This window comes from Spirosoma aerophilum (genome assembly GCF_054782495.1).
This window is the reverse complement of the sequence record NZ_BAAGSJ010000036.1, coordinates 136,736-149,540: the sequence shown is the minus strand read 5'-3', so window position 1 is coordinate 149,540 and position 12,805 is coordinate 136,736. Positions and strand designations below refer to the sequence as shown.

6 protein-coding genes are annotated in these 12,805 nt (G+C 53.8%); all 6 read left to right on the top strand.

All coding sequences use genetic code 11. The annotated features are described in order from the left end of the window. The first annotated feature begins 21 nt into the window (after positions 1 to 21). The 6 genes from ACYVK4_RS28455 (at position 22) to ACYVK4_RS28430 (ending at position 12,740) form a co-directional block, all read left to right on the top strand. On the top strand, positions 22 to 2,868 hold the full coding sequence (locus tag ACYVK4_RS28455) for a DUF4961 domain-containing protein (protein ID WP_461130973.1): 2,847 nt from the start codon (positions 22 to 24) through the stop codon (positions 2,866 to 2,868). Between the two features lie 118 nt (positions 2,869 to 2,986). Further along, positions 2,987 to 4,942 (top strand): helix-turn-helix domain-containing protein, encoded by a 1,956-nt coding sequence (locus ACYVK4_RS28450; RefSeq protein WP_461130972.1) that lies wholly within the window; start codon positions 2,987 to 2,989, stop codon positions 4,940 to 4,942. Positions 4,943 to 5,149: 207 nt separating this feature from the next. Next, a complete protein-coding gene (locus ACYVK4_RS28445) occupies positions 5,150 to 8,191 on the top strand; it encodes a SusC/RagA family TonB-linked outer membrane protein (RefSeq protein WP_461130971.1) in 3,042 nt (1,013 codons plus the stop codon). A 120-nt stretch (positions 8,192 to 8,311) separates the two neighbouring features. Next, positions 8,312 to 9,916 carry a RagB/SusD family nutrient uptake outer membrane protein gene (locus ACYVK4_RS28440; RefSeq protein ID WP_461130970.1) on the top strand — a complete coding sequence of 535 codons (1,605 nt, stop codon included), beginning with the start codon at positions 8,312 to 8,314 and terminating at the stop codon, positions 9,914 to 9,916. A gap of 13 nt (positions 9,917 to 9,929) precedes the next feature. After that, entirely contained in the window at positions 9,930 to 10,979 is a 1,050-nt protein-coding gene (locus tag ACYVK4_RS28435) for a SusE domain-containing protein (protein ID WP_461130969.1), read from the top strand. 198 nt (positions 10,980 to 11,177) lie between these two features. Continuing rightward, positions 11,178 to 12,740: an alpha-amylase family glycosyl hydrolase gene (locus tag ACYVK4_RS28430; RefSeq protein ID WP_461130968.1), complete on the top strand. Its 1,563-nt coding sequence runs from the start codon at positions 11,178 to 11,180 to the stop codon at positions 12,738 to 12,740. Positions 12,741 to 12,805: the final 65 nt, after the last annotated feature.

Genomic DNA, 12,805 nt, shown 5'->3' with positions numbered 1-12,805 from the left:
ACCTTTTTCATCAACATCGTTATGAAGTCACGCTACTACGTCGTTTTTCTCTTTCTTTTTTTAGGGGTTTCAGCCTTTAGTCAGGTTGTTACAACCCAGCCCGCATTTCCCACGGCCGACGCCCAAATCACCCTTACTTTTGACCTGACCAAGTCCACCGACAGTCGGGCAAAAGGGTTGCTGGGCAAACAGGACGATGTTTATTTATGGTCGGGGGCGGGGTCGACGGCGGGCGGGAATGCGTTCGAGTTTCAACCTACGGGCCAAACCGATTTTGCGAAACCCTTTGCGCCGGGTAAAATGACGGCGCTGGGCGCTGACAGATGGCAGATCAAACTGGTGCCGCGCGCCTATTTTGGTGTACCCACCGGAACACCCATTCGAAAGCTCGGTCTTTTACTCAAAAGTGGCGATGGGAAAGCCCAAACGGAAGACTTCTCGATTACTATTTTCGATGCCAGTTTTAACCTGACCCGGCTGTCGCCCAGTCAGAAACAGTTTTACGTCGATGCCAACACGCCGTTGCAGGTGCGCTACAAAAGCTCACAGTCGGCAACGTTCGGCCTGACACTGGACGGACAACCAACGGCCAGTTCCACCGGCACCGATTCGCTGAACACCACAATCAACACCGGAACGCAGTCGGGTTTACAGCGAACGGTTATTGTCAGAGCCACGTCATTAAGCGCAACGACGGGGACAACTGCCCTTGCCGACACCTTTTATTTTACGGTAAAACCCCAATCGCCCGTTGCGACCCTGCCCACGGGTTTACAGGACGGCATTAATTACACCGGCTCCAATAAAGCAACGCTGGTCTTATACGCACCCAAGAAAAGCTTTGTGTACCTGCTTGGTGAGTTCAATAACTGGGCCATTGCCCCGGCTTACCTGATGAACCGGACGCCCGACGGCAATCGCTACTGGCTCGAACTCGCCAACCTGCCCGTCGGCGAAACAGCCTTTCAGTATCTGGTCGACGGCACTATCGGCGTCGCGGACCCCTACGCCGACAAAATTCTGGACCGAAACAACGACAAATTCATTCCGGCAACGACCTACCCCAACCTGAAAGCTTTTCCCGAAAAAGCCCAGGGCAACACGGTGTCTGTCCTTCAGCCCGGCCAAACGCCTTACGTGTTTCAGACGACAGGCTTCCAGCGGCCCGCCGTCAACACGATGGTTGTTTATGAGCTGCTGGTTCGTGACTTTGTGCAAACCCGGAGCTACCAGACCCTCACCGACAGCCTGGCCTATCTGAAGCGACTGGGCATCAACACCATCGAACTGATGCCCATTACCGAGTTCTCGGGTAACGATTCGTGGGGTTACAACCCAACGTTTTACTTCGCCCCTGATAAGGCATACGGGACAAAGACAGCCTTGAAACAATTTATCGACGCAGCCCATAAACAAGGCATTGCGGTCGTGCTGGATATGGTGCTGAATCAGGCCGATTATGAATTCCCCTACGTGAAAATGTACTGGGCCGGTGACCGCCCCTCGGCAGACAGCCCCTATTTCAACCAGCAGGCCACGCACCCGTTCAGCGTCTTTTTCGACTTTAACCATGAGAGCCCGGACACCAAAGCGTTTGTGGATCGGGTATGTAAATACTGGCTGCAGGAGTTTAAAGTCGACGGTTTCCGCTTCGACCTCTCGAAAGGATTTACCCAGAAAAATTCGGGCAACGATGTGTCGGCCTGGAGTAACTACGACGCCAGTCGGATTGCCATCTGGAAACGTATTTACGACCAGATCCGCACCGTTGACCCTACAGCCTATGTCATTCTGGAACATTTTGCCGATGGTCAGGAAGAAACTGAACTGGCCAATTACGGCATGATGCTCTGGGGTAACCACAACTTCGATTACCGGGGGGCCACCCGTTCGGCACAGGGCGATTTTTCGGGCATCTCGTACCAGAAACGCAATTTCCAGAAACCCAACCTGATTGGTTATGCCGAAAGCCATGATGAAGAACGGATCGTGTATGACCTGCGCCAGAACGGTGCTGCCACCGGTACTTACAACATTAAATCCCTGCCCACAGCCCTCGACCGGGCTAAACTGGCCGCTGCGTTCCTGCTGACGGTACCGGGGCCAAAAATGATCTGGCAGTTTGGCGAACTGGGTTACGACCTGTCCATCAACACCTGCTCCGACGGCACCACCATCAGTAACGATTGCCGCACAGCGGCCAAGCCTGTTCGGTGGGAGTATTACAAGGACGCCGACCGGCTGAAACTGTACAAAGTCTACAGTGCCCTCATCAGCCTCAAAACAACCGTCCCCGCTTTTGCCACTGCTGATTTCACTACCGACTTCACGGGTGTCGTGAAGCGGCTCACCTTGCGCAGTGCAACAGGAACCGTTTTCCTGATCGGCAATTTCGACACGAAGGCGCAGACGGTCAGCGCGGGTTTCCCAATGGGCGGCACCTGGTATCACTACTTTACGGGGCAGGAAGTTAAGCTGTCCGACGCCAATCAATCCATCACCCTGGAGCCGGGTGCGTTCCATTTGTACTCGACAAGCAAGCTCCCCACACCCGAAGCGGGACTTGTTCCCTTCGCAGTCGTACCGGGTATCGTAACGACCACTGAGCCAGAGCCAGTAAGCCAGATTATCATTTCGCCAAACCCTGCTGCTGAACAGACCGTTGTCGACCTAACCGGCGGTTACCGGGGGCTTGTGGAGTTCAGCTTGCGGGACGGTAGTGGTCGAAACATGCGCTCATTAAGTGCGTCGAAAACCAGCCAACAACTTCGCCAGCCAATGGACCTGCAGGCCCTGCCATCGGGAATCTATTTCCTGCGCATCCAACAAGGAACGCAGCAGAGCGTTTTAAAGGTAGTGAAGCGATAAGATGTACCCATGGGTTTCAACCCGTGTTTTGAGATGATATTTCCTATTCATCAAAAACACGGACTGAAGCCGAACGCGGCCCGGTCCGTGGGTACACCGCATTTTATTCGACGTTATTATGAATCGTTTTGGCTTTTTGGTGGCTTGTCTGCTGATCACGATACCGGCTTTGGCGCAAATCCGGGTGGAGGTGACAGACTACCCCATGTTGTCGCAGTCAGGTTCGGGCTTGTTTCTGGCGAGCGATCTGAACAGCTGGAATGCCGGAGATCCCCGTTTTGAGCTGAAACGGCAGCCCAATGGCACCTATGCGCTGACATTACCCGATACACTCACTCGTTTTTCGTACAAGTTTACGCAGGGCAACTGGACGCTGACGGAGGGGAGCGCTACAGGCAAGCCCATTCCTAACCGGGAATACGATCGATCAAAAACAGACCGTCCCTTGTCTGTGCAGGCTGTTATTGCCGGATGGGAGCACCAGATGGCGTATAAATTTGTCCTGACGGAAGTACCAGCCAATACCCCCCACGATGCCTCGCTTTATATTACCGGCAATTTCAATAAATGGAACTCCGCCGACCCACGTTACAAATTACAGCGGCAGGCCGACGGCACCTACCGTACAACGGTTTACACGTATCTGTCAAAGCTGGAATACAAGTTCACGCGGGGTAGCTGGGAGTCTGTCGAGGGCAGCGAAAATGGCAAGATTCGCCCAAACCGCATCGTTACCGAGGCCGAAGCGCGCGGCAAGGATATTGACATCAACATCAGCAGTTGGGAAGATCTGACCAGTACGTTTCAATTTTACTCCGTCTACGACCTGCTGATGTTGTTCTCGTGTTTGCAGGGGATTCTGTTGCTCATTGCCATTCCCAGCATCCAGAATTACAACCGGGCGGCCAACCGCTGGCTGGTGGTACTGTTGGGAATGGCCTCGCTGTTTATCTTGCTGAAAGTCGTTGGCAGTTATCGGGATGTGGCGCACACTTACCCAAAACTGCTGTTGATACCCGACTTCATCTGGTTTTTGCACCCGCCCCTCTTTTATTTTTACCTGCGTCGGCTGCTGTTCGATACGGGCCTGCCAAACCGCACCTGGGCTTATCACTTCATTCCGACGGTGGTTCAGTTTTTGACCTATCTGCCGTATTTTTTGATGGACAGCAAGGTATTCCAGCTCAAACTCATCAACGAAGACCCGACCCTTCGGGGCATTTTTCTGGTTATGGGTCTGCTGGGACTGCTTTTCAACATAGCCTACTGGATCACCTGCCGCCGAACCATTCGGGCATACAAGGTTCATTACCAGACGAGCGTTTCGTACGAACAGAATCTGCAGTATCTGAGCACCGTCATCATCATTCAGGGCGTTTGCCTGACGTTGTGGGCGTTCCTGTTCGTGCAGGTTCTGGTGAGCCGGCTTATCGACTTCGACATCGTAACCCTCGCCGACCGGAACGTGGATGTAATCTGGCTGGCTTTCTCCACGATCACTTATTTTCTGGGGTATGTCGCCATTCATCAGCCCGAGATTTTTAAACTTCCCCAGCCCGTCCGCAAGCCAACGCCGGGTTTTTTCGAGGATATCGTTCATCCGCTACCGGAACCCGCCATGGCTGAACTGGCTCCGGTTCCGGCGCCCCTGCTGCCCGCCGTCGAATCCCGAACGATTTCGGTCAGACCAGCGCCTTCCGTGGCCCATCCGCTTCCCGATCTTGAGTCGTTGCGGGACACGCTGGATGCCTATATGCAGCAGCAAAAACCTTACACCAATCCGAACCTGACCATCCATGAACTGGCCACGGGCGTGAAGATGCCTCCACACGTATTGTCGAGGGTGATCAACGATGGATTTGGCAAAAATTTCTTCGACTTCATCAATCAGTACCGAATAGAAGCGTTCAAGCAGCGGATGGAAGACCCCCGGTCGCGGCATTATACACTCCTTAGTCTGGCCTTCGAGGTGGGCTTCAATTCAAAAACAGCTTTTAACCGGGCCTTCAAAAAACTCACAAATCAGACGCCGAAGGAGTATTTCAACATGGTCAGCGACGACCACTCCCTTTAGGCGTGCCACTTTCCGAATACGGCACTTCTTTCCTACCCAACAAGATGTTCATTATCAATTAATTACAAAAAATTCAATCTAAATCACCAGCCGTTCTAAAGTGGGACGACACGGGTTGAGCCTAATGGTACTTTTGTCAGATAAAGTTGACTGCCCGGATTCTTCCGATCAAAAAAACAGTCTGATTAAACCATTTAAATCAACTCAATGATGAAACTCTTTCCCGAAAGGTTTCGGCCTGATGGTATGATTCGCCCGGTCTGGCGGTCCATCATGGTTATGCTTTTTTTACTCTTCGTCAACATAACGGCCAGAGCACAAGGGCAGACAATAAGCGGTACGGTTAAAGAAACCGACGGCAGTGCCCTCCCCGGCGTTACGGTACAGATTAAAGGTACCACACGAGGTACCCAAACAAATGTAGACGGTACCTATCAGGTGACCAATGTGGAACCCAATGCCACACTCGTCTTTAGCTTCATTGGCAAGACACCCCAGGAAATTGCGGTTGGCAGCCGGTCTACCGTAGACGTTACACTGGCCGATGATTCGAAGTCACTTCAGGAAGTGGTGGTGGTGGGTTACGGCTCGCAGCGCCGGCAGGATGTGACGGGGGCGATTGCGTCCATCTCCTCAACGGATTTCCAGAAGGGAAACATCGTTAACCCGGAGCAACTGGTGCAGGGTAAAATTGCCGGGGTGAACATTACGCCCCCCAGCGGTCAGCCCGGTGGGGGCAGCCAGATTCGGATTCGGGGTGGTTCATCGCTCAACGCCAGCAACGACCCTTTGTACGTCATTGACGGTGTACCCCTCGACAACAACGGCATATCGGGTGCGTCGAACCCATTAAGCTTCATCAACCCGCAGGACATTGAAACGTTTACCGTTCTGAAAGATGCCTCGGCAGCGGCTATCTATGGAGCGCGGGCGGCAAACGGCGTTATTCTGATTACAACGAAAAAAGGGCGTCAGGGTGACCAGTTGCGCGTTAACTTCAGCACCCTCGGCTCGGTATCGGTCAATTCGAAACAGCTTTCTGTTTTGTCGGCCGATCAGTTTCGCGACCTCGTTCTGAACAACACGACCCTGAACGCCAGCGCGGCTCAGAAAACGTTGCTGGGTACGGCTACTACCAACTGGCAGGATCAGATTTTTCGTCCGGCCTTCAGCACCGACAACAACCTGAGCATAACCGGTTCCTACAAGGCCATTCCTTACCGGGTGTCGCTGGGGTATCTGGACCAGAACGGCGTACTCAAAACATCTAATTTCAATCGTCTTTCGGGCGGCATTGGCTTAACACCCAAGTTCTTCACCAATCATTTATCGGTTGACATCAACCTGAAAGGGTCAATTATCAAGAACCGCTTTGCGGAGCAGGGGGCCATTGGTGCCGCCGTCGCCTTCGACCCGACGCAGCCGGTTTACAGCGGCAACTCGAATTATGGTGGTTACTACGAATGGATCGACCCAGGCACCGGTCGGCCCAACACGCTGGCACCACGCAATCCACTGGGCTTACTGGAACAGCGGGACGACCGGAGCACGGTGAACCGGAGCTTTGGTAATGTGGTGTTTGACTACAAATTTCACTTCCTGCCCGAGTTGCGCGCTAACCTGAATCTGGGCTACGACATTTCGTCCAGCGATGGCCGGACGTTCATCCCGGCAACAGCCGCTTCGCTCTTCAACCAGGGTGGCCAGAATAATCAGTATTCGCAGAAACGCAACAACAAAACGTTGGAGTTTTACCTGAACTACGCCCGCGACATCAAGAAGATCGACAGCCGCGTGGACGTGACCGCCGGGTATTCGTACCAGGATTTCATTCGCGATCAGCCAAGCTACCCAAGTCTCCGGGCTGCTCCGCTGACCATTGACGGGCAATTGCAGAACGATACCATCAACGCGGCTGGCATTCCCTTCCGGACCCAGTACACGCTGCTGGCGTTCTTTGGCCGGGTGAACTACACCTTCAAGAACCGCTACGTGCTGACGGCCACGCTGCGACGGGATGCTACCTCGCGTTTTGCTCCCGATGTTCGCTGGGGTACCTTCCCTTCGCTGGCCTTTGCCTGGAACGTGAAAGAAGAGTCATTCCTGAAAGGCGTGGATGCGCTGTCGGCCCTGAAAATCCGGGCGGGTTATGGCGTAACCGGTCAGCAGGATCTGCCGCAAAGCCTGAGCGATTATCCCTATCTGCCTCGCTACACCATCAGCGATCCAACGGCGCAGTACCAGTTTGGCAACACCTTCTACCGGACGCTGCGGGCGGAAGGTTACGATGCCAACCTCAAATGGGAGCAAACAGCCGCCCTCAACGCCGGTATCGACTATGCGTTCTTCAAAGGAAGACTGTCGGGTAGTATTGACGTGTACCAGAAGAAGACGAGCAATCTGCTGGCGACCATTCCCGTACCCGCTGGTTCGAACCTGACCAACCGGATTCTGACGAACGTAGGGAACCTGGAAAACAAGGGTATCGAATTCCAGCTCAACGCGACGCCTATACAGCGCGATGGATTGAATCTTGATCTCGGCTTCAACATTACCTACAACCAGAACAAGATCACGAACCTTTCAAAAGTACCCACACCGAACGATCCGGGTATTCTGGTAGGCGATATTACGGGTGGTACGGGCAACACGGTTCAGATTCAGACGGTCAACTACCCAACCAACGCCTTCTTTGTTTACAAGCAGGTCTATGGTGAGAATGGCAAACCGCTGGAGGGCGTTTATGAAGACCGGAACGGCGATGGTCAGATTACGATCGACGACCGCTACCGCTACAAAACGGCCAATCCGCAACTGTTCCTGGGTTTCACGACTCAGTTCTCGTACAAGCAGTTCAATGCGGGTTTTGTGCTGCGGAGCAACATCGGCAACTACGTGTACAACAACATCCGGTCGAATAATGGCGCCCTGCGTAACGTCGTTACCTCCAATCCATACCTGGCCAATGCTTCGACCAGCGTGCTGGAAACCGGCTTTGTGAACAACCAGTATTTTTCAGATTACTACATCGAGAACGCATCGTTCCTGCGGATGGACAACCTGAACCTGGGCTACGATTTTGGTCGGGTTATCGCGAAGAAAGTATCGCTGCGGGCTACGGCAACGGCGCAGAACCTGTTCACGATCACGAAATATACCGGACTTGATCCGGAGATTGCCGGTGGCATCGACAACAATTTCTACCCACGCCCACGGGTATTCTCGGTAGGACTTAATCTGGGCTTTTAACATATGCCTACCACCCCCCAACCCCCTCCTAAAACAGGAGGGAGGATATTCAGAAGGGTAGCCTTTTTCCTCCCCCTCCTAAAACAGGAGGGGATTGGGGGTGGTGAAACAAACAAACCAATGAAATCAATCAAGAACATACTAAAAACCGGTCTTTTGGCAGCTGTGCTCGCTACGGCGTCATCGTGCGTGAAAGACCTCGACCGCTTGCCGACCTACGACGTCACCTCGGCTTCGGTCTATACTGATCCGGCCAACTACAAGTCGGTATTAGCCAAACTCTACGCTGTCCTGGCCGTGAGCGGTCAGCAGGGGCCATCGGGCAAACCCGATATCAGCGGCATTGATGAGGGATTCTCAAACTACCTGCGGCAATACTGGATGGTTCAGGAACTGACCACCGATGAGGCCGTTATTGCCTGGAACGACGGGTCGGTACAGGATTACCATAACCTAAGCTGGACATCGAGCAATGAATACAGCGCGGCCATGTACAACCGAATTTATTACATGGTTACGCAGTGCAACGAGTTCATCCGCCAGAGCTCGGATGCCAGTCTGAGCAGCCGGGGTTTCTCGGCCGATAACGTTACGGCTATTAAAGCCTACCGCGCCGAAGCTCGTTTTATGCGGGCAATGGCTTACCTGCACGCCCTGGATCTGTATGGCGGCAACGTGCCCTTCGTGACGGAAGCCGACGCACCGGGTTCGTTTCTGCCCAAGCAAACGAACAAACAGGAACTGTTCAATTATATCGAGTCGGAGTTGAAAGCCATCGAAACGGAGCTGGCAGCCCCTCGTGCGGCCGAATACGGTCGTGCCGATCAGGCAGCTGCGTGGACGTTGCTGGCACGCTTGTACCTGAATGCACAGGTATATATCGGCACAGCCCGCTGGAACGATGCCGTGGCTTACTCGGCGAAAGTTATCCAATCGGGTGTTTACTCGCTGGAGCCAACCTATGCCAACTTATTTCTGGCCGACAATAACAACTCCAAAGAGATTATCCTACCCGTCACCTACGATGGTACCCGTACCAAAACCTACGGAGGTATGCCCTTCCTGATCCACGCGGCCATCGGCGGCAGCATGAACGCGGGTGACTTTGGCGTCAACGGGGGCTGGGCTGGTAACCGCACCACCAAAGGGCTGGTCAACCAGTTCAGCGACCCGTCGGGAGCAACCGACACACGGGCCATGTTCTACACCAACGGGCAGAATCTGGAAATCAACACGGTGCTGAACACCTTCACGGACGGGTACGCCGTCACGAAATACAAAAATGTGACCTCAACCGGAGCGAAAGGGTCTGACCCGGCCGGTGACTTTGTGGACACCGATTTCCCGCTGCTGCGTCTGGCCGATGTGTACCTGATGTATGCCGAAGCCGTTGTTCGGGGCGGTACCGGTGGCGACCTCCCAACTGCACTGGGCTACGTGAATCAGCTACGGCAGCGGGCTTATAAAGGAACAACCGGCAACGTAACAGCCTCGGCCCTGACGCTGGACTTTATCCTGGCCGAACGCGCCCGCGAACTGTACTGGGAAGGTTACCGCCGGACGGACCTTATCCGTTTCGGTCGCTTCACTACAGCTAGTTATTTATGGCCATTCAAAGGTGGTGTCAAAGAAGGACGGGCTGTTGAAGACTTCCGGAACATCTTCCCGCTGCCAGCCTCTGATCTGGTTGCCAATCCAAATTTGAAGCAAAACGCAGGGTACTAATCAGACATTCATCATGAAAACGATCTTATATAATCTTCTGGTAGCCGGGGTGGCGCTAATCACCTTTAACGCCTGCCAGAAAGACGAAGACAAGTTGATTCTTCAGCCAGGTGGCAGCGGGACGCTGGCCCTAACACCCAGTACCACTTCACCCGCCCTGAGCAGTACCAATGCAACCGGAAATGCCGTTGTGTTCAACTGGACTCCGGCACAGTATGGATTTAATGCTCCGGTGGTCTACTCCCTGCAATTCGGCAAGGCAGGCAACAAGTTCAGTGACTCGATCAACGTGTCGGCATCGAACCAGACGAGCCTGACCATGACCGTCGCCGACCTGAACCAGACAATGCTCAAGCTGGGATTACCTGCCGGTAGTGCCGGACAGGTTGATGTACGGGTCAAGTCGGAGGTGGTACGGCCGCTGGGCCAACCCGGCTATCAGCAATATTCAGCCCCGACGACCCTTACCGGAACGCCTTTCCTGGTTGTTATCGACTACCCATCGTTATGGGCGCCGGGCGATTATCAGGGCTGGAATCCGGCGACAGCGCCTAAAATTGCGTCTGTTCTCAACAATGGTGTGTATGAGGGTTATATCAATTTCGCATCGGCATCACCGTTTAAATTTACGTCGGCTGCCAACTGGGACCAGACGAACTACGGCACGGGTGGCGCAGGCAAACTCTCGACAACGGGCGATAACCTGACCATTCCAACGGCGGGCTATTACCTCATCAAAGCCGATGTGAATACGCTGACCTGGAGCGCGACCAAAACGACCTGGAGTCTCATCGGCGCAGCTACCCCCGGCGGCTGGGATACCGATACTCCCCTTACCTACGATGCCACCACCGGCACCTGGAAAGCCGTTGTCGATCTCAAGCAGGATGAGCTTAAGTTCCGCGCCAACAATGCCTGGGATATTAATTACGGGGATACCAAAGCTGACGGCCTGCTCGATTCCGGTGGTGACAACATCAAAGTCCCGGCGGCCGGTAAGTATCTGGTTACGCTGAACCTGAGCGTCGGCGGCAATTACACGTATACACTGACGAAGCAGTAGACTGTTGGTCATTACCCCACCCCAACCCCTCCCCTTGAAAAAAGGGGAGGGGCTAGAAGAAGGGTACCTCGTTCCTGAGCCCGGCAGCGGCCGACCGTCTCTCCTTTTTTCAAGGGGAGGGGTTGGGGTGGGGTATAGTTTGGGGCGAGGTAATGAGACCTTACTTTTTCTCTTTAGTTTGCTACAAACAACCCATTTATGACCCGGCTGCTATACTACGTTTTACTATTAAATCTGTTCACCCCTGGTGCCTTCGCCCAACCTGCAACCAAAATCACTGGCCGAACGGGTGTTCATTACGAAATTTTTGTCCGTTCCTTCGCCGACTCCAACGGCGACGGCATTGGTGATTTGAACGGCGTTACCGGTAAGCTCGACTACCTGAAAGACCTCGGCGTGTCGGCCATCTGGCTCATGCCCGTTAACCCGTCGCCGTCGTATCATAAATACGATGTGGCTGACTATTACGGCATCGACCCGGACTACGGCACGATGGCCGACTTCAAACGACTGCTGGCCGAAGCGCACAAACGCAACATAAATGTCATCATCGACTTTGTGATCAACCATACCAGCAACCGGCACCCGTGGTTCACCAGTGCATCGACAGACCTAAAAAGCCCTACCCGCAACTGGTATGTCTGGATGACCCCGCAGCAGATCGACTCGCTTAATCTGGCTACCCGCGAAGCCACCGCCGATTCGGGCGAACGCAGCCCCTGGCATTCGATCAAAAACAGCCCGTCGGACGCCCGCTATTACGGTATGTTCTGGAGCGGCATGCCCGACTTGAACTACGATGAGCCGAAGGTGCGGCAGGAGATCTATAAGACCGGCAAATTCTGGCTGAATGACGTTGGTGTGGATGGGTTCCGGCTCGATGCCGCCCGGCACATTTACCCCGATCAGGACGAAGCCAAAAATATTCCCTTCTGGGAAGAATTCGGCCGGGAGATGGAGAAGGCTAAAAAGGGGGCTTATACCGTTGGGGAAGTCTGGACGAAGGCGGAAAAAGTGGCCCCTTATTTCAAGGGTCTGAAAGCCAACTTCGATTTCGACCTCAGTTTTGCCCTGCAAAAGCTGATCGATCAGGAAAACGATTCGATGAATGTGGTACATACGCTGGCCCATAACCGGAACATTTACGCACAGGCCAACCCGCAGTTCATCGACGCCACGATGCTCACCAATCATGATCAGAACCGCATAGGCAGCGTGCTCAAGGGCAACCTCAACCACGAGAAAGTGGCGGCCTCCCTCCTGCTCACACTGCCCGGCAATCCGTACTTGTATTACGGGGAAGAACTGGGCATGCTGGGCCGTAAACCCGACGAAACCATCCGGGAGCCTTTTCTCTGGACTGACCAGTCTCAGGATAAACAGCGCACCCGCTGGATGAAGCCTACTTATACGACTGATTCTGCGGTGGCTCCCCTGTCACGTCAGCAGAACGATCCGAACTCCCTTTATATCCATTACAAAAAGCTGATTCAGTTTCGGAACAGCAACCCGGTTTTGAATGATAACCTGAGCCAGCTGGTAGAAACCGACATTCGGCAATCGGGCGTGGTGTCGTTCATTCGGAAGTCGGGTACGCAATCTGTTTTGGTGGTGCAGAACCTGACGGGCAAACCGGTTACGGTAGCCATGCCGTCGGCGGAGAAATCGTTCCGCAAAATTGCGTTCCAGACCAATTCGGGTTCGACTCTTAGCCGTAGTCAGTTGAGCATTCCAGCTTATGGATGCATCGTGCTGGAATAAAAAGTTTTAGGTGCCTGGTGATGTGGTGTCAGGTCTTGATGTGGTGTCAGGTCCTCAGACCTGAC